General features: G+C 42.7%; 19 protein-coding genes. 8 read left to right on the forward strand and 11 right to left on the reverse strand.

The window, feature by feature from the left end; genetic code table 11:
- Positions 1-2 precede the first annotated feature (2 nt).
- Together FTU16_RS11415 and cysM are read right to left on the reverse strand one after the other, a co-directional pair.
- Positions 3-821 carry a 3'-5' exonuclease gene (locus FTU16_RS11415; protein WP_180009011.1) on the reverse strand — a complete coding sequence of 273 codons (819 nt, stop codon included), beginning with the start codon at positions 819-821 and terminating at the stop codon, positions 3-5.
- A gap of 32 nt (positions 822-853) precedes the next feature.
- Positions 854-1,774 carry a cysteine synthase CysM gene (gene cysM, locus FTU16_RS11420; protein ID WP_180055878.1) on the reverse strand — a complete coding sequence of 307 codons (921 nt, stop codon included), beginning with the start codon at positions 1,772-1,774 and terminating at the stop codon, positions 854-856.
- A 153-nt stretch (positions 1,775-1,927) separates the two neighbouring features.
- Here cysM and FTU16_RS11425 point away from each other — a divergent pair, with 153 nt between their 5' ends.
- From FTU16_RS11425 to rsfS, 5 genes are all read left to right on the forward strand, one after another.
- Positions 1,928-4,735 carry an ATP-binding protein gene (locus FTU16_RS11425; protein ID WP_180163289.1) on the forward strand — a complete coding sequence of 936 codons (2,808 nt, stop codon included), beginning with the start codon at positions 1,928-1,930 and terminating at the stop codon, positions 4,733-4,735.
- Between the two features lie 111 nt (positions 4,736-4,846).
- The gene (locus tag FTU16_RS11430) at positions 4,847-5,635 is read left to right on the forward strand and encodes a crotonase/enoyl-CoA hydratase family protein (protein ID WP_180039859.1); all 789 of its coding nucleotides are present in this window, start codon (positions 4,847-4,849) and stop codon (positions 5,633-5,635) included.
- A 32-nt stretch (positions 5,636-5,667) separates the two neighbouring features.
- Positions 5,668-6,537: an NAD(P)-dependent oxidoreductase gene (locus tag FTU16_RS11435; RefSeq protein ID WP_180163290.1), complete on the forward strand. Its 870-nt coding sequence runs from the start codon at positions 5,668-5,670 to the stop codon at positions 6,535-6,537.
- Between the two features lie 42 nt (positions 6,538-6,579).
- On the forward strand, positions 6,580-7,377 hold the full coding sequence (locus FTU16_RS11440) for a hydroxypyruvate isomerase family protein (RefSeq protein ID WP_180009001.1): 798 nt from the start codon (positions 6,580-6,582) through the stop codon (positions 7,375-7,377).
- 73 nt (positions 7,378-7,450) lie between these two features.
- Complete coding sequence (gene rsfS / locus FTU16_RS11445) at positions 7,451-7,852, forward strand: ribosome silencing factor (protein WP_078191283.1); 402 nt, start codon at positions 7,451-7,453, stop codon at positions 7,850-7,852.
- A gap of 93 nt (positions 7,853-7,945) precedes the next feature.
- Here the strand turns inward: rsfS and FTU16_RS11450 are convergent, their stop codons facing one another.
- The 5 genes from FTU16_RS11450 to FTU16_RS11470 form a co-directional block, all read right to left on the reverse strand.
- The gene (locus FTU16_RS11450; protein ID WP_180163291.1) at positions 7,946-8,563 is read right to left on the reverse strand and encodes a hypothetical protein; all 618 of its coding nucleotides are present in this window, start codon (positions 8,561-8,563) and stop codon (positions 7,946-7,948) included.
- A 13-nt stretch (positions 8,564-8,576) separates the two neighbouring features.
- Positions 8,577-9,908, reverse strand: a complete 1,332-nt coding sequence (locus FTU16_RS11455) for an ammonium transporter (RefSeq protein ID WP_180163292.1) — start codon at positions 9,906-9,908, stop codon at positions 8,577-8,579.
- Between the two features lie 346 nt (positions 9,909-10,254).
- Entirely contained in the window at positions 10,255-11,709 is a 1,455-nt protein-coding gene (locus FTU16_RS11460; protein ID WP_078191286.1) for an NAD(P)(+) transhydrogenase (Re/Si-specific) subunit beta, read from the reverse strand.
- Positions 11,710-11,712: 3 nt separating this feature from the next.
- Positions 11,713-12,033 (reverse strand): proton-translocating transhydrogenase family protein, encoded by a 321-nt coding sequence (locus FTU16_RS11465; protein WP_078191287.1) that lies wholly within the window; start codon positions 12,031-12,033, stop codon positions 11,713-11,715.
- A gap of 11 nt (positions 12,034-12,044) precedes the next feature.
- Complete coding sequence (locus tag FTU16_RS11470; protein WP_111885447.1) at positions 12,045-13,172, reverse strand: Re/Si-specific NAD(P)(+) transhydrogenase subunit alpha; 1,128 nt, start codon at positions 13,170-13,172, stop codon at positions 12,045-12,047.
- Between the two features lie 940 nt (positions 13,173-14,112).
- Here FTU16_RS11470 and FTU16_RS11475 point away from each other — a divergent pair.
- A complete protein-coding gene (locus FTU16_RS11475; RefSeq protein WP_180163293.1) occupies positions 14,113-15,030 on the forward strand; it encodes a DMT family transporter in 918 nt (305 codons plus the stop codon).
- Between the two features lie 123 nt (positions 15,031-15,153).
- Positions 15,154-16,350, forward strand: a complete 1,197-nt coding sequence (locus FTU16_RS11480; protein WP_180163294.1) for an MFS transporter — start codon at positions 15,154-15,156, stop codon at positions 16,348-16,350.
- A 52-nt stretch (positions 16,351-16,402) separates the two neighbouring features.
- Here the strand turns inward: FTU16_RS11480 and FTU16_RS11485 are convergent, their stop codons facing one another.
- The 3 genes from FTU16_RS11485 to FTU16_RS11495 all read right to left on the reverse strand — a co-directional run bounded on the left by FTU16_RS11485 (position 16,403) and on the right by FTU16_RS11495 (position 19,158).
- Complete coding sequence (locus FTU16_RS11485) at positions 16,403-17,047, reverse strand: HEPN domain-containing protein (RefSeq protein ID WP_180004612.1); 645 nt, start codon at positions 17,045-17,047, stop codon at positions 16,403-16,405.
- Between the two features lie 97 nt (positions 17,048-17,144).
- Positions 17,145-17,555, reverse strand: a complete 411-nt coding sequence (locus FTU16_RS11490) for a hypothetical protein (RefSeq protein WP_180163307.1) — start codon at positions 17,553-17,555, stop codon at positions 17,145-17,147.
- Between the two features lie 187 nt (positions 17,556-17,742).
- On the reverse strand, positions 17,743-19,158 hold the full coding sequence (locus FTU16_RS11495) for a methylenetetrahydrofolate reductase C-terminal domain-containing protein (protein ID WP_180163295.1): 1,416 nt from the start codon (positions 19,156-19,158) through the stop codon (positions 17,743-17,745).
- A 284-nt stretch (positions 19,159-19,442) separates the two neighbouring features.
- Between FTU16_RS11495 and dusA the strand changes: the two genes are divergently transcribed.
- Entirely contained in the window at positions 19,443-20,474 is a 1,032-nt protein-coding gene (gene dusA / locus FTU16_RS11500; protein ID WP_111885441.1) for a tRNA dihydrouridine(20/20a) synthase DusA, read from the forward strand.
- Between the two features lie 119 nt (positions 20,475-20,593).
- Here the strand turns inward: dusA and FTU16_RS11505 are convergent, their stop codons facing one another.
- A complete protein-coding gene (locus FTU16_RS11505) occupies positions 20,594-21,115 on the reverse strand; it encodes an Asp-tRNA(Asn)/Glu-tRNA(Gln) amidotransferase subunit GatC (protein WP_111885440.1) in 522 nt (173 codons plus the stop codon).
- Between the last annotated feature and the right edge of the window lie 89 nt (positions 21,116-21,204).

Consider the following 21,204-nt stretch of genomic DNA (forward strand, 5'->3'; position numbering starts at 1 on the left):
ACCTAATGTGTGGAAGATGGGAAATCAGATTGGGTGAATTCGGTACGTTGCGAGGTTTGCTGCCATACCAATAAAAAGTCAGCGTGTTGCGGCTGAGTTTGTAAATATTGAATCGTACTTTGAATCAAGTGCTGATGATCATTCAACAATAACTGTCCTTTCAGCAACAGCCAGCGTAAATAAATCAACCATGTATTGAGCACATCACCTTCACAGTAGCTGGTCAGTTCCATCCACTGTTGTTCACGCACATATTCAGGCACATGGTAGCCACCATCACCACGTTTACCGGGGAAACCAAGTAAATGTGCTGCATCGTCGAGCTTTTGAAAATGACGACCATGGAACATGGCCATGACATCCATCAAATCTACATGACGATGATGATAACGATTCTGGTAGTTATTATAGCGCTTTTGCGTATCAATCTCGCCCTGATCGAACAAACTTGGTGCAGATAGTCCGTGATACATGGCACGGAACAAAATCACAGGCAAATCAAACTGTGAACCGTTCCAACTGACCAAGGTCGGATGACGCTTTTCAAAAATAGAAACGAATTTTTTTAAAATTTCAGCTTCGCTATTGTCTTCACGGCTAAATGAAAACAACTTCATGCCCTTTTCATCAATCCATAGTCCAGAGATACAGACAATTTCATGCAAGGCCAAACGCTGAAAATCCGTGCCCGCCTCTTGGCGACGCAGTTTAGTCAGCGCAGCATCTAGATCCACCTCAGGCAGATCCAGTCCATACAAATGCGCACCTGACTTCAAATCTGTCAGTGTTTCGATATCAAAAATTAAAACAGGTAAACGCATAAGTACTCACCAGTGCCGATCGGCCACTGTAATTATTCAGGATCAACAACAGAGAATAGACCAGTAGACAAGTATCGGTCACCACGGTCACATACGATGCAAACAATCACGGCATCCGGATTTTCTTCAGCCAATTTAACTGAAGCCCATACCGCACCACCCGATGAGGTACCTGCACTGATACCTTCTGTACGTGCTAAACGACGAGCTGTTTTTTCCGCTTCAATTTGCGGAATATCCATAATGCGATCAACACGTGAAGGGTCAAAAATCGTAGGAAGATATTCTTGTGGCCAACGGCGAATACCGGCAATGTTTGAACCTTCAGACGGTTGTAAACCAACAATTTGAATATCCGGATTTTGTTCTTTTAAATATTTCGAAATCCCCATAATGGTCCCGGTGGTTCCCATTGAGCTGACGAAATGTGTAATTTTACCACCTGTTTGTTTCCAAATTTCAGGCCCAGTAGTAAGGTAATGTGCTTCCACATTGTCTGGGTTACCAAACTGGTTTAGGACTAAACCTTTGCCGTCTTTTTCCATTTGAAGGGCAAGATCACGTGCTTCTTCCATGTTTTCTGATTCGATCAGTTCAGCACCGTAGGCACGCATGGCATCTTTACGCTCTTGGCTAGAACTTGCGGGCATGATCAAAGTCATTTTATAGCCACGCATTGCTGCAACCATGGCTAAAGCAATCCCCGTATTTCCGCTCGTCGCTTCAATCAACGTATCACCCAGTTTAATCTGACCACGCTTTTCCGCTTGCATAATCATGTTATATGCAGGGCGATCTTTGACCGAACCCGCTGGGTTATTGCCTTCTAACTTGGCTAATACTGTTGCTTGAGTATGACTTGCCAGACGCTGTAAACGCACTAACGGCGTGTTGCCGACGTAATGGTCTAATAAAAAATCGTCTGCTTGAAAATCAGGGGTTGTATTACTCATTATTCACACCTATATCGAGGTGCGCCTATTGTATGAAAAAATGCCTTTGCCTGCACCCATTTGCCTCGCTTTTTCGCGAAAGTGATTAAAGCGCAATCAGTTTTAAATAATCCATGCTAATATTCGGGGCATAAGGAATAAACTGCTTAAACCATGTCAAATATCAACAAAAAGCTTTTTAAACGCCTACACTTAAATCATGCCTATGGTCAGTTGATTGCACTTATTTTCGTGCCGATCACCATTTTGGCCTGTGTCGGTGCAATGTTGGTAATAACAGAAACCTCCAATGCAGCCAAAGCACAACAAAAACAAATGGCTGTCGCGATCCTGACGCGCTATCAACCCACGTCAGAATCTGCCATAGAGTTACTCAACCATTATCCGTGGCAGTTTGATCAAGCTCGTAATGCCATGCAAAGCATGTTGAACGAAAAACATTTGATTCGTGCTGCGATTATAGATTTCAAAGGCAATAACCGCCTGAGCATTGGCTTTCAAGATCAAGCTATTTGGCCTGCTTTTGAGAGTAAAGCATCTTTTATTGGACCAATTCCACATCAGGGTAACCATGTTTATGCCCTGAAAATTTCAGATTCAACCCAGACGCCGGCATGGTTAAGCATTGAACTGGATAATCAACCGCTGCAAATTGCCCGCTATCGCGTGTTAATCGTGTTGATTGCAACAGGTTTATTGACACTCTTATTACTTTTGCTGTGTTTGAATTTTTATTCACGTCGTTGGATCGCACCAATGTACGAAATTCGCATGCAGTTACAACGTTTAAATGCCGATACTCTAGATCAGCACATGATCATTAACAGTACTGGCGAGCTCCGTTTATTACAGCGTGATATTGCCAATGTGGTTAAACGCTTACATTTCAGCTTTTTAGAACTGCGTGAACATACCGAACAAACTGAAGATGATTTAAGACGCACGCTTGATACTTTAGAAGTGCAAAACATCACCTACCGTCAAGCACGTGACCAAGCAATCCATGCCAATCAGTCTAAGTCGGTGTTCTTGGCCAATATTTCCCATGAACTGCGCACACCGCTGAACAGTATTGATGGTTTTATTCATCTTTTACTGCGCCAAGGCAACCTCAGTAATGAGCAAAATTTATATCTACAAACGATTCGTAAATCTTCTGCACATTTATTGGCTTTAATTAATGACGTGCTCGATTTCTCCAAAATTGATGCCGGCAAACTAGAACTCGAAACTGCGCAATTTGACCTAGAAGAAGCCGTCTTTGATGTGATGGATATGTTGTCGCCATTGGCAGCGCAAAAGCATATTGATATGACCTTCTACTATGCGGACAATGTGCCGAAATTTGTGGTCGGCGATGCCCTACGCTTCAAGCAAATTTTGACCAACTTAATTTCAAATGCGATTAAGTTCACCCCAGATGGTGAAATTATTGTCCGTGTCCGTATGGAGCATGATGACATCGGTCAATGTCTGCTGCACTTTAGTGTCCAAGACAGTGGAATTGGCTTAAGCGGTACCGACCGCAAAAAACTGTTTGAATCCTTCTCGCAAGGTGATGCATCTGTGACCCGTCAATTTGGTGGAACAGGACTCGGACTGGCAATTTCAAAACAATTGGTAAGCCTTATGCATGGGCAAATTGGCTTTGAAGACAACCAAGAACGTGCACCGACCGAAAAAGGTTCAACCTTCTGGTTCACTGCCCGCTTTAGTGTAGATGATGACGTTGAAATTGTTCATCCACAGTTTAGCCATTTGCAAGTGGTGTCCTATTTAGCACACCCTGCCACCGCGAATGTACTTCGTCATTATTTAGAAGATTATGATGTGCAGCACATTGAAACTCAGTCAATTTTAGATTTGTTTAGCCGACTCAATCAACTGCAAAGCAATGAAAACACTTGGCTGATTGTCGATCATAGTGGTGACTCTGAAGCCTTATTGAAAGAAATTCGTAACCGTTATACCGGCAATTTAGCCGTGTACGGTTATCAAATGATGCTTGATCCAAACATGTTGAATGAGTACCGAGCTCGTCCATTGCACCAACCGCTCAGCCGTACTGCGTTAGTTCAACTTTTGAGTAATGAACCATGGTTCGATCAAGAACAACATGAAGAATTCAATGGGCAAGGTTTACACATTTTGGCGGTGGATGATCATCTACCCAACTTAATTGTACTTGAAGCCTTACTTTCAGAATTAAATGTCAAAACCACAAAAGTGCTCAGTGGGCAAGAAGCCATTGAAGTTATTCAATCACGACATGAACAAAATTTATCGGCTTTCGATCTGGTCTTTATGGATATTCAAATGCCAGTCATGTCTGGTATTGATACTACACGAGCGATTCGCTCTTTAGAGTCCACATTTGAAGAACATAAACGCTTGCCAATTATTGCGCTTACTGCTCATGCCCTGTCAGATGAAAAACAAAAGCTGCTGCAAAGTGGTATGGATGACTATGTGACGAAGCCAATTCAGATGGATCAAATTATTCAAATCTTGACCCAATGGACTACCGATAACTTTAAGAAAGTGCCGGTTTTAGAGCGCAGTTCAGTGATTGAAGCCCTAGAGCCGAGCATTTTAGATTGGCAACAAAGCTTGCAGTTGGCCGCGAATAAAGAAGACCTTGCAGTCGATTTACTGAAAATGCTCGTCGATAGCTTTGAGCAAGAAATCCATGAAATGGCACAGCTCATCGAAGATGAAGATTTTCCACAATTAGAGCATGTGCTACATCGGCTTTATGGTGCAACCCGCTATGTGGGCGCTCCGACCCTCCAAGAGGTTTCAGGTCAATTTGAGCAATTTGTATCGACCTTACGTAAGGAACGCCGTAAAGCAGATGAAGCTTTTGTTCAAGAAACCCTGAACCGTTTTGATGAGTTAAAAAATGTCATGAGGCAAGTTGAACACGCGGCTCAACAAATCTTAGCCAAACAAAATAATTAAGCGCAGTCCGACTAAAGTCAGTGCCGTCCAGCTTCTGTTGTGACTGCACTGTCATGTATCCTGTCAGGGTGCATGCTATGCTCGGGCGCAGAAACAACAAGAGTAATTACCATGGCTTTATTACGTGTAGAAAAAAATAATGGCATTGCAACGGTTTACTTAAACCGTCCAGAAAAACGTAATGCAATGAGCTTTGCATTGCTCAAAGAATTGGTTAGCACCGCTGAAAAATTAAAAAAAGATCGTAGCTTACGCTGTGTCATTTTAACGGGTGAAGCCAATGTATTTAGTGCTGGCATTGATTTGGCTGACCTCAATGATCCGAAAAATCGTGCCTATGCCGCGTGGGAACTGTTAAAGCCCGGTCAAAGTTTATTTCAAAAAGCATTTCTGATTTGGCAACAACTCCCTGTGCCGGTGATTGCCGCACTTGAAGGCTTTTGTTTTGGAGCAGGCATGCAACTTGCCTTGGCTGCCGATATCCGTATTGCCCACCCGAAAACGCAAATGTCGATTATGGAAAGTCGTTGGGGCTTAGTTCCTGATATGGGCTTAACTCGCTCACTCAAAGGTGTGATAGGACTAGATTTAGCCAAAGAATTAACCTTAACAGCACGTATTTTTGACGCAGAATATGCCAAGGAAATTGGCTTAGTGACGCATTTAAATGAACAGCCTTTGCTTCAAGCGCAGCAGTTAGCCGAAGAATTATCACAACGTTCACCAGATGCCTTGGCAGCAGCAAAACAAGTGCTAGATGCCATGGAACATAGTCCAAAACGATCTTTACGTTTAGAAAAAATCTGGCAATTTAAATTACTGCTCGGCAAAAACAGCCAATTGGCACGTAAAAAAGACAAGAACCCAGAGGTTCAGTTTTTACCACGCCAATATAAGTAAAATAGTCACACAGGATAGATTGAGTACAGCACATGGCGTTTGATCGTAATACAAAAATTGCATTTCTAGGTATGGGGCTGATGGGTAGCCGCATGGCCACGCGCCTCATTCAGGCAGGATTTGAAGTTGCGGTGTGGAACAGAACTGCCGCTGCGTGTGATGAGTTGATTGCGATTGGCGCGACAGCGCTTCAATTGGAGAATATTGCCCATTATCCTGTGGTTTTATCTTGTCTCGCAGATGATGCTGTTGTTGCCGCGGTGTATGCAAGCATCGAAAATCATTTAGCGGCAGGACAAATTATTGTCGACTTCTCGAGTCTTTCTGTGAATCAAACTCATCAATTGGCTCATGCTGCAACGTTGAAACAAGTCACTTGGATTGACTCTCCTGTTTCGGGGGGCACAGCAGGCGCTGAGCAAGGCACTTTGGTCATCTTTGCCGGTGGTGATGCTCAAACGATTCAAGATTTGAGTCTGATCTACAATGTTTTATCACAACGTGTTACCCGCATGGGCGACTCAGGTACAGGTCAAGCCACCAAAATTTGTAATCAGCTGATCGTCGCTGCCAATAGCACGTTAATCGCAGAAGCCGTCGCATTAGCCGAGAAATCAGGTGTAGACACCACGTTATTAGCACCAGCACTTGCTGGTGGATTTGCAGACTCAAAGCCTTTTCAGATTTTAACTCCACGTATGGCAACGCATCAGTTCGAGCCCGTGCAATGGAAAGTTCAAACTTTATCTAAAGACCTGAATAATGCAGTCCAACTGGCTGCCCAGTTTGAGTTAAGCATCCCTGTTGCTAGCCTTGCTTTATCGCAACTCAAAGCCCATCAGGACAATGGTTTTGCAGAAAAAGATTTAGCCACCATCATTCAACATGTCGAATATAACTAACGACTTTCACTTTAGAAGTAAATTGCTTCAAGGACGATATACATGACTCAGCTCGCGGTTAATTTATCCATGATTTTTACCGAAGTGCCATTGTTAGAGCGTTTTGCGTTGGCTCGTGAACACGGTTTTAAGCATGTAGAAATTCAGTTTCCGTATGAGCTGAGTATTGAGCAGATCCAAACCCAACTCACCATCAATGATTTAAGCCTGTGTTTAATCAATGTCCCTGCGGGTGATTTGATGCAAGGTGGTGATGGTCTTGCGGGAGTTCCGGGGCGTGAAAATCAATTTCATCAAGCCTTAGAACAATGCATTCGCTATGCCACTGCGTTAAATGTACCGAGTGTCAATATTTTAGCCGGCAAACAGCCACAAGATGCTGACTTGCTCCCATGTTTAAATACCTTGTCGAGCAACCTCAAACTGGCGTGCCACATGTTGTCTGAACATCATATTCAACCGGTATTTGAAATGATTAATGGCACTGATATGCCGCGCTTTTTGGTCCAAAATATTGCCCAAGCTCAGGAAATGCTTGAAGCTGTACAACACTCTGCTTTGAAGATGCAATATGACTGCTACCACATGGCGATGATGGGTGAAGATATTCTCAGTACTTTGGCAGAAAATATTCAGGATATCGGTCACATACAGTTTGCTGACTGTCCGGGGCGACATGAACCTGACTCAGCGCAGATTCCATTTGCAGAGATTTTTAAATGGTTAGATCAAAGCCAATATACAGGCTACATCGCGGCTGAATACCGACCACGAAGCAACTCATCACATTCTTTTGCGTGGAAAGACAAATACTTCCCTCATTTAGCTAATGGTCAATAACGTGTTGATTTGAAATTCAGCAACAAAACCGCTATATTAGACCATGTAAAATTGTCAGGAAATCATACCCTCTATGAATTTAGAACCATCGCCCAGCGCTTCTAATTCTCTCGATCTCGCAAAATCAACGCAAATCAAAGACGTACAAGCTTGCTTAGCTGTTGTACGTGAAGCACTTGAAGATGTAAAAGCCAAAGATATTATTGAACTTGATATCAGCACTATCAGCAACGTAGCAGATGCGATTGTTATTGCGAGCGGTACTTCAACTCGTCACATTAAGTCTCTTGCAGACAACGTGGCAGAAGAAGCACGTAAAGCTGGATTCCGCCCTATCGGTGTTGAAGGCGAACGTGATGCAGAATGGATCCTGATTGATCTCGGTTTTGTAGTGGTACATGTGATGTTACCTACAGCACGTAAATTCTATGATTTAGAAAGCTTATGGCGTACAGCTCCAGAAACTGTAGCTTAAGCTTCCAGAAAAAAGCGACCTAATTAGGTCGCTTTTTTTTATCCCTTCACTTTATACACGGACAATCAGCTTCATGGTGTTTTACCCCCTACACTAAAGCAGTTGATGTAAATCCACCTCAGGATAATTGGCTTTAATTTTCAGCTTGGTTTGTGCATAAACTTGGTCTGCACGCATCGGGCCATAAAAGTCACAATACACTTCATAAATGCTCGTTAAAACTTTGGCATAACTGGTCAAGGGCAAAAACTCGACAAAACTCGCCGTATTTATTTGTGCATTTGCCGCAATTGCCAGCCCGATTTCTTCTAATTGCTCAATCACATCTTGGGTGAAATCAGCCTGATCTGTAGATTTCACCGTCAGCATGACTGACTCGATAAAGCCTAAAAAAGCGTCGCTAATGGTCTCTGCAATGAGCTCGTCGTCTTGCTCCTGCTCCTGCGGTTTTTTACCCCTTAACAGTTCCTGCTTTTCCAAGGTAGATAACTCATACAAAACTTGCTTCAGCATATCTTTACGATAAAAGCGAAGCTCCTCTGTGGTACAGATATCATTTAAGAAGCGATTCAATACAAATGATGGTTTCATGCTGTACTGCTGCTCCCAGTGCCGTAGCGCACTGTCGAGTAACGTCCCATGAATAAAATGTTGTAAGCCTTTTTCTAAAGCTTCGCGGCGTTGTGCCAAATTTAACAGTTCGGTGCTCATTGCTTTACTCCTGTTAATGACGCTTGGTCATATCATCCGTTTCAAAAGTCACATCTTTTTGAAACTCGGGATAAGACAATTCAGCATGCTCGGTATAGTCCAAACCCCGTTGTTCATGTTGCTTACTCACCCGTAAGCCACCCAACAATTGATCCAAGACCTTAAATACAATGAACGCAACGCCAAAGCCCCATAAAAAGGCTGCAATCACCCCAAGCCCTTGTATCGCGATGACATCGCCATTAAACATATTATTTTCAAGGAAGATCCCTGCAGCCAATGTTCCCCATGCGCCACAGAAACCATGTACCGTCACCGCATCCACCACATCATCCAGTTTCATTTTTTCCATGAGCATTGGCAGGAAGGTCACCATTACACCTGCACATAAACCGGTGATGACTGCATAGAGTGGAGACATCGTTGCACAGCCTGCCGTAATGGCAACCAAGCCACCCAGTGAGGCATTGATCGTGCTGCGGATCAAAATGGCTTTAGATCGGATGAGGCAGAGCAACATATATGCAACCGCTGCCGCACACGCTGCAAGATGCGTATTTAAAGCAATACGTCCTACGCTGACATTGGCATTAATGGTCGAGCCTGCATTAAAACCAAACCATGCTAACCATAAAATAAAACCGCCTAATGCCACTAAAGGTAAGTTATGCCCCGGTAAATAATGGCTTTGCCCATTACGTCCAAATCGACCCAAACGTGGACCCAGTACGATAATGCCCGCTAAAGCCACCCAGCCGCCCATCGAATGCACCACGGTCGAACCAGCAAAGTCGATAAACCCGAGTGCTTTTAACCAACCGTCTCCGCCAAATAAACTGCCCCATGCCCAACTACCAAAGACAGGATAAATCAGACCTGAGACAACGGCCGCACTCACCACATAAGCCACAAAATGAATCCGCTCCGCCATTGCACCACTGGCAATAGTGGTTGCCGTTGCAGCAAACATCATTTGGAAAAATAGAAGGTTCCAGTGCCAATCATCCAGTTGATCGGGTGCAAAATGACTTAAGCCAAACCAGCCCGTGGTATTTACCCCAAACATCAGACCAAAACCCACCAACCAGAACACCAGACCACCCAAGCAGGCATCCATGTAGTTTTTCATGAGTACGTTCACGGTGTTTTTACTGCGAACTGAACCACTTTCGATCATGGCAAATCCGGCTTGCATAAAGAACACCAAGATGCCACCCAGTACCACCCAAATACTGTCGAGCGAAATACGAATGTCTTGAATATTACTGGCGATTTGCGGGTCGACTGCCCATGCAGTCGATGTCAGGACACTCAGAAACAGTGCCATCAAGTATGTTTTTTTCATGATTATTCCCCCAAGAATAACCATGCTGTGCAAAAAGAATACCAAATTTCAGACAATTAATTATTTTTCAATGCATTGCGTCACAAAACAAGTTCGCGACAATATTTTGAATCACTGAGATCGAATTTAATGGAACAAAACAGCTCATCGATCTGTACCTTGGTTTCAAAACACGCATCAATTTGATTCAAGCACCTGATGCGCTAAATATTTGTGCACTTTTAGTGTGAAGCATTCATTAATCAAAAGCCAAGAAAATAAAAGCGAAGAAAACAAAAAACCACCCGAAGGTGGTTTAAATCTTCCTCAATCCCGCTTTATCACAGCGGGACTTTGGCAATATGGATTAATGACCACCGCCATTAATGGCTTTTGTCATATCTTCCACAACTTTCTTCGCATCACCGAAGATCATCATCGTTTTATCGTTATAGAACAAGTCATTGTCTAGACCTGCGTAGCCTGTAGCCATAGAGCGTTTGATCACCATAATGGTACGTGCTTTATGCGCTTCAAGGATTGGCATACCGTAAATTGGAGAACTTGGATCGTCTTTTGCCGCTGGGTTCACAACGTCATTCGCACCAATCACGAGTACTACATCTGTTGCAGGGAAGTCAGAGTTGATCTCGTCCATTTCAAGAATGTCTTCATATGCAACGTCAGCTTCAGCTAAAAGTACGTTCATGTGGCCCGGCATACGACCTGCCACAGGGTGAATCGCAAAACGAACTTTTACACCTTGCTCTTTTAAGATTTCACACAATTCTTTCACGGCATTTTGTGCACGACCTTGCGCCATACCATAACCCGGTACGATCACAACGCTATCCGCATTTGACATCAAGAAGCCAGCATCGTCTGCAGAACCTGAACGGTGATTACGCTGTGCTTTTTCACCATTATCCGCCGCCGCTACTGCTGTACCACCCATTGCACCACCAAACAAGACGTTGATGATTGAACGGTTCATGGCTTTACACATGATGTAAGACAGAATCGCACCCGATGAACCAACCAGTGAACCTGCAACAATCAGCATGTTGTTTTCAAGCGTGAAACCAATCCCTGCTGCAGCCCAACCTGAGAACGAGTTCAGTAGCGATACCACCACTGGCATATCACCACCGCCTACTGGCGCAATCCATACCCAACCAAATGCAAGTGCAAGAACAGTCATTGCCCAGAAAGCATTCATGTTGCCTGTAGTGAAGAAGTAGATACCACACGCCAACATCGCAAGGAAAATTAAGGCTTGAACAGGTTTTACCCATCCACCTGAAATGGTTTTTGCCCATTTCTTCGCAGCCAATTTACCGTAAGCAAATACCGACGCTGTGAATGTAATCGCACCAACGAAACAGCCTACAAACAATTCAAATAAATGAACTTTGCTCATGTGGGCATGTTCTACACCCGCTGCTGTTAATACCGCTTCATTCTCCGCGAATGCCGCAGTCAATTGGTTGTTATGTAGAATCGCAGCGATCGCAATCAGTACCGCAGCCAAACCGACCAATGAGTGCATCAGTGCCACAGTTTCAGGCATTTGCGTCATCGGAACTGTTTTTGCACGTGCAATACCTACGACCGCACCCAACACCATTGCACCCACAATCATCCAAATCACTGGATGATCTGCGACAAAGAATGTAGTAATTACAGCAATCGCCATTGCGATCATGCCGTAACGGTTACCTTGAATCGCAGTTTTCGGACCAGACAAACCACGCAACGTTAAGATAAAAAGAACGGCACCAATCAGGTAGAACCAATCCGCATATTCTTTAATGAATTCCATGGATTAACCCTCTTTTTTCTTTTGCTTAGGTTTGAACATTTCAAGCATACGTGCAGTCACCGCAAAGCCACCAAAAATATTGATACTTGCAAGGAAAACGGCAATCGCACCTAAAATACTTACCACGTTAATGCTTTGGAACTGTACGCTTGCATCCACAATACCTGGGATACCAACGGTTTGAATCATCGCACCAACGATAATGATCGATGACAAAGCATTGGTTACAGCCATTAATGGTGTGTGTAGTGCAGGTGTTACCCCCCAAACCACGTAGTAACCAACAAAGATTGCCAAGACAAAAATAGTAATCGTTTCAACCATGATGATTCTCCTTAACCACGTTTCAGCAGCACTTGGCCGCCATGAGTGACAAGTAGTGCTTTTTGAATTTCTTCTTCAGGGTTAATTGCGAAGTTCTTTTCGCTATCAAACAGGGTTTCAATGAAATTCAAAACGTTACGTGCGTATAGTGCCGACGCTTCAGTCGAAACTGTTGAAGGAATATTTGGAATACCAAGAATTTTCACGCCATTTGCAGTCACAACATTTTCGCCGCAGACAGAACCTTCAACGTTCCCGCCAGTTTCAACCGCCATATCTAAAATGATTGAGCCTGGTTTCATTTTGGCAACAGTTTCTGCTTTGATTAAACGTGGTGCGTCACGACCCGGCAATAATGCAGTCGTAATCACGATGTCAGCATTCGATACGGCTTTATCAACAATAATCGCTTGGTCGCGAATGTAGTCTTCACCCGGCATCCAGCCATAACCATTTTTCGCAGCATCAGCTGCTTTTTGTTGCTCTTCTGGTGACATTGGTACGTCTAACCATTTACCACCCAAAGATTCAACTTGGTCACGTGCTGTAGGACGTAAGTCAGTTGCTTCAACTACGGCACCTAAACGTTTTGCTGTTGCAATAGCTTGTAAGCCTGCAACACCTACGCCCATGATCACAACACGTGCAGGTTTCACTGTACCTGCTGCTGTCATAAGCATTGGGAACATACGTTGATATTCTGCCGCAGCCAAAAGCACAGATTTATAACCTGAAAGGTTGGCTTGAGATGAAAGTACGTCCATGTTTTGCGCACGAGATAAGGTCCGTGGCAAAAGTTCCAATGCAAATGCAGACACGTTTTGTGACGCAAATTGGTCAAGTTCGGTGTTGCGGTAAGGGTCAAACATCCCCACAACGGTGGTACCCGCTGTGAGTTTTTGAATTTCGTCACCTTTAGGCGCACGAACTTTCAAAATCATTTGACTACCGGTATAGGCATCATCCGTAATTTTGGCACCAACTTGTTCATAGGCACTATCGATGTAAGCAGCGTTTACCCCTGCTCCACGTTCAATAACGACGCTATGACCAGCGCTGATCAACTTCTTTACTGTTTCAGGCGTCGCAGCGACGCGATTTTCACCGACAACAGTTTCGGCTGGAATTCCGATCTGCATGAGCGTTCCTCAAGCTAATTTTTCTTAAGTAAACATCGCAATCCGCGATGTCTCCCCTCAGGATGTGTTTTTGTACAATTTTTGGATTCTAATTGAACTTTTTTAAAATACTACCCAATATTTATTTAATAAATACCCATATTTTGAACTCATGATTCATGAAAAGAATAGTGCGATATTTCATTTATTCAGTTTTATTTGTCGATTTATTACTCGTTTTTATCCTATTTATAACTTTTTAATATTACTTAAGACCAAAAACATAAATAATTTCGCTGGTTTTAGTGCAGATTGTTTCACTGTATTGATCATTGTGACATTTTCATTCAACACAGAATGACCTGAACGTGTCGTGAAAAATCGACTTAAGTCAGGTAAAGCCACTCTTTCATCCAAACTGCATCAGTTCGTTGACTCATTTGACAGTTTTGACGTGCTGACCTGTGTTGAAAACTGACTTTTTTCTGCCACAGTCTCGTCAAATCGGTCAGCTTGAATATTCGATGAATTTTTGCGCACGTTTCGGGTTTATTGAGATCTTGTCCTCCCCACCTGATGCTTCGCCTTAAGTCTTAGAATTGACTTTTTTAGTTAAAAAAATAATTTTTTGAATATTTAGCATCATGATATCGCTACTGAGTTTCTATCCCTAAAAAACACTATTGCACCATTTGTGTGCAATTTTCACCTTAAATGTTTCAGCCTGATATATTTGACCTGCCGAGTCATGTTGCGGTGAAAAAATTTAAAACCAAATTGGTCATTTCTTCCGCTGTTTTCATGTTTGATCTAGCAATGCCTTATGCATAAAGGAATAAGTACTATTCTTTTTTTGCATTTTTACTCGCACGATGCATTTTTTATAATCAAAATGACAGTTCGAATTCATTAGATCTGTGCTGTCGAATTTATTCAGTCGTCATGAGGCACACCGTCACTTATGTCAAGAAACCTTAGTCCGCACTTCATCGGTGCAATTTTTGCGCTGATTGCTGCCTTCTTGTTTAGTACCAAAGCGATTTTTATTAAGCAAACCTATGCACTTTCTCCTCTTGTCGATGCCACAGTCCTCATGGCTTTACGCATGATGAGTGCATTGCCGTTTTTCTTAATCATTGCATGGCTAAGTCGACGTTCCTATCAAACGATTCAACGAAAAGATTGGGTACTTTTGCTCATTTCCGGTTTAATCGGCTATTACTTTTCAAGCTGGCTCGACTTCCGTGGCTTGATGTATATCAGTGCTTCGCTTGAACGGATTATTCTTTTTCTATATCCCACATTAACCGTACTGGCTTCCGCTGTTTTATTCAAAAAGCCCCTGAGTTTTAAAACTATTCTTGCCCTGATTTTAAGTTATGGCGGGACAGTTTTAGTGATGCTACAAGAACAAAGTGCCACACCACATGATCAGTATTTTTGGCTCGGATGTAGTTTGGTTTTTGCCAGTGCCGTGTTATTTGCGATTTATTTATTACTCACGCCAGGCCTCATGCAAAAGTTTGGTTCTTTACACTTTACCGGTCTAGCCCTGAGCATTGCCTGCATTGGGACGATTATTCATTTTCTATTTGCAACACTGCAGCCCATTGCCTTGCTTCAACAACTTCCGAGTCAAGTCTGGCTATATGGTTTAGCGCTCGGAATATTAGTAACCGTGCTTCCAACCATTTTGATGATGCAAAGTATCATCCGACTGGGAGCTGCACAATCGGCCATGATTGCCTCTATCGGGCCCATTTTAACGATTTTACTGGCCGTCGCGTTATTGAATGAACATTTAAACCTATGGCAATGGGTCGGTTGCGGTCTGAATATGCTGGGTGTCTTGATGATCAGTCTCAGTAAGAAATCCTAAACACGTGCTTGGATACTATTCACAGAGAAACACTTTAAGACCGGTTTGATTTTCCTTATAGTGACCACAACAGCGTGGCAGCAAATTCTTTGCATACGCTTCCGCCCAATATCTGGACAATTTATGAAAGCCTCGATCGACATTAGCCATGATAAAACCCTGTTATGGCTTATGGCTGCTGCATGTGGTTTATGTGCGGGTGCCAATTATTATTGCCAACCTTTAGTGGCTTCTATCCAACAAAGCTTTCAAATTCCTCAATCAGAAGTGGCGCTAACCGTCACCTTTGCGCAAATTTCTTATGCTTTGGGTCTACTGTTTATTGTGCCGATTGGCGATATTGTGAATAAAGCCAAATTTATTCCTCTGCTCATGCTTGGTGCGACTGTCGGTTTAGCCCTCTGTGCTTTTTCGACCAATCTATACATGCTTTGGGCAGGAACCATTATCACCGGGCTATTTTCAGTGGCTGCTCAGGTCCTCATCCCTTTGGTCACGGTTGCGATTCGACCCGAAAAAATTGGGGCTGTTGTCGGCTTTTTAATGAGTGGGTTATTGGTCGGCATTCTGCTATCAACCAGTCTCTCTGGCTTATTGTCCTATCTGTTTCATTGGAAATCGATTTACATCCTCAGTGCGCTCTTGATGTTGGTATTAGCAGTCTTACTCAAAAAACGTCTGCCCGTGGTCAGCATCACACGGATGCCTTACAGCCAAGTTTTCCAGTCAATGGGCACATTACTCAAACATGAGCCACGGTTAATTTTCCGTTCTCTAATTGGGGGCTGTGTCTTTGCTGCGATGAGTATGCTGTTTTCCACCATTGCCATGTTACTGACTGAGCCACCTTTTCAATTGGCAGATGTTTGGGTCGGTATTGTGACTTTAGTTGGTGTGTTTGGAGCCCTTTCGACACAGTGGATTGGCCGTTGGGCGGATATGGGTTTCAACCGAAAATTAACTTGGCTCGGTTGCAGCATCTTAGCCCTCAGTTGGGGACTGCTGTATTTGGGTGGATCGTCCCTCGCCTTTTATATTTTGGGCTATGGTTTAATCAATCTAGGTTTGGCAATGGTGCATAGCTGTAATCAAAATATTATTTTCCAACTCAACCCGATTGCACGCTCTCGAATCAATTCAATTTACATGACTTTTTATTTTGTCGGTGGTGCATGTGGTTCAGCTTTGGGCGTATTTGCATGGCATCATGGCGGCTGGACCACCACCTGCATGACAGGGATTGCTTTAGTCATTGCTGCTGGATTTTTTGTATTGATCGATCAACTCTACACTGCGCGGCAACTAAAATATCCACAATGAGAAGTATTCATCACCGCAATAAAGCCACTATAAGTGGCTTTATTTTTTGAAACTAACTGACCTGCACCACGGGATAAAAGGGTTTGCCTAAATCCAATGTTTCGGCATTTTCCAAAAGAATTACCATAAATACCGGTAGTAGTGCCAACAGTATTGTGCAGCCGTCTTGAAGCTGTTTCCGATTGACCGAACTTTTATAGGTCGCGCCGCCATGAACCATTTGATTGCGTAGCGTATACATGCGATTGAACAGCACCATTAAAATATCAACGGAATCTTTTTCCTTAAGCGCGCGCAGTACTTTCTGTTTTTCATGCGCCAAGCCCTCTTTGCATGCGTCATGGCTAATTTTTTGATTTTGATAATCCCAAAAGCCCTGATAAACATAGGGATTATCCAAAAACAATCGTATCGGCTGACTAAAACGTTCCCATAAAATATTATAGATTTTATGCTCTGCATCCTTTTGGCAAATCACATATAAAAACTGCCTTAAGCTTTGCTTGTCCTGCGCAATCTGTAAGTCTTGCGCATAAATTGCATTGAAGGACACCCACAAACTGATAAATTGCAAATCGAGATCATCTTGAAGATCAATCGACTTTTTCAGCCAACTTAAACCTCGATGAATGCGTAAATTAAATTGGTCGGTATGTTCCGACTTTTTACTTTTAAATATTTCTTCAAGTAGCATCATGCCTGCTAAATTCCAATGGATAATTCGTTTATTTTTCTACCATTTGAACTTAGCGCAATTGTTTACCGGCATGCAATCAAAATATCTCTGTATTCAACTATTTGGTCTCATCTTGTGTGAGATAGGTATAACGTTCTAACTGATCATTTTCATCAAAAATTAATTCATAAGACATTTTCTTCCCGTTAAAAACGGATTCGGCAGGTGTTCCGAAAAGCTCCCATAAACCCACAGTCGCCACATCTGCCGCACCATGCCAAAACGCACGCCCCACTTTACTGGCAGTCGAATAACCTTGGGTAAAAGTATAAATTTCATGGCGTTTGCCATTTTTATATTCAGAGGTGATCGGTGCGCCAAATTCAGCAATCACCAAGTTACGAGACAGGCCGTGTTGAATCATTTCGGTATTTTTCTTGCTCGGCTGCTTGCTTGCCATAACAACTGAACAGCCTGTTGTTCCTGACAATGTGAAAACTAAAGCTAATCCTAAGCAGGTTTGTTTCATCATGTGGTATTCCCCAAATTCTTCACATTTCTATTTTTAATTTTTTGATTTTCATCTGCTGTTGATCTTAATTGTTTCTTTCATCTTTTTCATTTTTTTATACGACTATTCGTCTGATTTTTAGAATGATTAACACTTTAAAAATTCACATTTATGAAGAGTTAGACTAAATAATGCTTTAAGTTAATTATTGTTCTGTAGGTGAAGAAGTCGGTGGAACAAACCAGTTTTTCCAAGAGCTACTGTGGCGAGTTTCAATTGCAACGGTAGGGATGAGCTCTTGCTTCAGCATTTTTTCTTGACCAACGGCTTTCGCCAACCGCGCTTTGACCGAGTGTATACACTCACGGTCTTCAAACTCACAGCGGTCAAGGTTGGAGCCACCACAGGGTCCATTGGCTAATCCTTTGGGACAGGTTTCAGGACAAATATATAAGGTTTCACCTAAACGACATTGTCCGCAACTTTCACAGCCCACGATGCCATGTTTACTGATAAATTCTGTTTTCAGCAAGGCTGCATCGGCTTTCGGTTTTTGCCATAATTTGGCCGCAAAAACATAAGATCCCACCCCTTTGGCCAGTTTTGAACTAAAAAATAACTCATGCATGACATGCATACTTTTATATTTCAAAACTTGTTCAATTGGAGCCTTATGGTTATTTGCGCCCGTCGGTTGGAAGTTCACCTCAACACTAGAGCGCCAAAGTATTTTCCATGTTGCTAAACACTGTTCAAACGTTAATGTGGCAAATTGCAAAATTGCTTTTTGCAACTTCTCTTGTTCTTCCGCTTTATGACAGGCCGATAAATGAACCCCTGCATAGCCCAGATGCTGACACATTAAAATTTGTAAAGCGCAGCGAGCATAGACATTTTGTTCAGCTTGTATGGCATCAGTTTGCTGTTCTTGTTGCAAAAAATTTAATACATCTGCTGAAAGCACGATGCCTGCGACTTTTTGCTTTGCCATAAAGCGGGCACGGGCAAATGTCAGCGGCATGACACAAGCCAATACAGGCACACGTGGATAATATTGCTGCATATAGCGCTGGTAACTGCTCAACACATCCATGTCAAAGCCCAACTGTGTAATCACATAGTCAGCGCCAGCTTGAATTTTTTTATTCAGTTTAAAATACTGCGCATCCTTTTCTGCTTCTGCATATTTAAAAGGATTAAATGCTACCCCTAAATAAAACCCGCCAAAGTCTTTGGCTGCCATGACTTGATTCACAGACTCTAAATAGCGGCTCCGTAAGCTCGGATCATTTGCCCCATCCTGATGCTGTTTGAGCTTATCACCACTGAGCAAGAGTAAATTCTCTACACCGTGCTGCTGAGCATCTTTCAGAAAATTTTGAAAATCTGAGATATCTCGACCTTTCCCCGAATAATGCAGAATTTTTTCAATGCTTTGAGGGTAGTCTTGCATCGCTTCTAAAGGAGCAATATCCGTGTCACTTTGTACTCGATCAGCCAATGTCATGCACACAGGAAAGCCTGCAAATGTCTTTGGGACGAGATGCGGTTTTTGCATCGTTAGATATTCAAACGAGATACAAAATTGGCGTTGCATTAGATATTGGGAAAATAAAGACATATAGGTAGGCAGTTAAATCTGCTGAGAAACCATACAATAAAGTTTATAAAATTATAGATTAATCACATAAAAATTTAAATTACTTAAGCCACACTTCCGACTCTTTCTAGCCTGACCTTGAATACGTCACGCTAGCAAGACCATGCCCCAAACCACAATTTATGCTAATATTGCGCGCATCTCGAAATGCGGTTTTTTTCATAGTATTTCAGACAGCTTTTGGTATTTCTTCACCATTTTCCATTTCGTTCTTCCATCTTGTTCTTTTAAGGCGTGTTTTTTTAATGACTGATCTCCAACCCATTGAAAATAAACTTCAACCGCGAATCAGTGTTGCCCCAATGATGGATTGGACGACTCGTGACTATCGTTTCTTTGCACGCTTGTTTAATCCCAATGTGATTCTCTACACCGAGATGGTCACCACAGGTGCGATTTTATTTGGCGGTGCCAACCGTCATTTGGACTATAACAACGAAGAACACCCGATTGTGTTACAGCTAGGCGGTTCAAATCCTAAAGATTTAGCGACCTGTACCAAGATGGCACAGGACTGGGGCTATGATGAAGTGAACCTCAATGTCGGCTGTCCGAGTGACCGCGTTCAGAACAATAAAATTGGCGCATGCTTGATGGCAGAGCCTGATTTGGTGGCTGAATGTATTGCTGAAATGCGAAATGCTGTTGATATTCCAGTGACCGTGAAACACCGCATCGGGATTGATGACATGCAGTCTTATGAAGAAATGCTGCATTTTGTCGATACCGTGGCAAAGACTGGCTGTGACAATTTTATCGTGCATGCCCGTATTGCCCTGCTGCAAGGTTTGTCGCCAAAAGAAAACCGTGATGTGCCACCTTTACGTTATGAAGATGTTTATCGTCTGAAACAAGAACGTCCAAATTTATTGATCGAAATTAATGGCGGGGTGAAAACCTTTGCTGAAACACAGCAACATTTACAACATGTTGATGGCGTGATGATTGGTCGTGAGGCTTATCACAACCCGTATTTATTGGCTGAGATCGGTCAGCTTTGGGATCTCGAATTACCCAACCGTTTCGATATTATCGATCAGATGCTACCGTATATTGCTAAACGTATGGAAGAAGGTGCGCCGCTTTCTATCATTACCCGTCATATTTTAGGTTTATTCCAAAATCTACCAGGTGCTCGAAAATGGCGTCAGGCTTTAAGTGGTGGCAATGCCAAAACCTTTGCCGATGTGGAAAATGCCATCCAAAATATTAAAGATGCAATGCAACGTACTGAAGACTATTTACGTGATCATCCTAAAGTCGTTTTAGAAGATTAATCTTCTAAAAGTAAAAGTCCGCAAAGTAGCGGGCTTTTTTATTTGTCATGCTTCACAAAGTACGTGTTTTGCAACATCGTTACAACTCAGCTAAATCATCTAAACAGTCACATCATCACTCAATGACTATTGACCGTAATATTCCCTTTGGGAAAAGGTTCATCATCATAGCCAGTCCATTGATAATCAGATGGATCTTCTTCCTCACGCATACCCACATAACTCTCAGGCGCCGATGTAACAGGTTCAACCTCTTCGGTTGGCTGTTCCAATTCCTCAACCAAATGATTCAACTCTTGATCTAACTGCGCCTGATATTTTGCAATTTCAGCTTCGTCAATGAAGGCAAATTGTTCTTCATCTATTTTCCATGCATAGCCTTGCAGGTCTTTGTAAATATCGACCAAAACTGTATAAGGCTGACCATCGTATTGCAATGTCGCCTGAGCCTTAAAGCTTAATCCCTTACGCTCTAACACTTTTATATTTTGAATCCGTAAATGGTACTGCCGATAATCTGGATTCTGATCAAACTCGTGCTGCATCTGCTGCTCAATCTGCCGAGATAATTCATCTGTCGAGACAAAATAGCTACAACCAGCCAAACTCAACAGTAAAAAAATGGTGAGCCATCGAAACATATTGCATCCCCCATGATGCATTTATTCTTGATGAAAAAGTCAGACCGATCACAGATTCCGATCCAAACATTCCTCATTGTTTGCTTCAT

This window comes from Acinetobacter sp. YH12069, from assembly GCF_013419675.1.
In the GTDB taxonomy this organism is placed as follows: domain Bacteria; phylum Pseudomonadota; class Gammaproteobacteria; order Pseudomonadales; family Moraxellaceae; genus Acinetobacter; species Acinetobacter amyesii.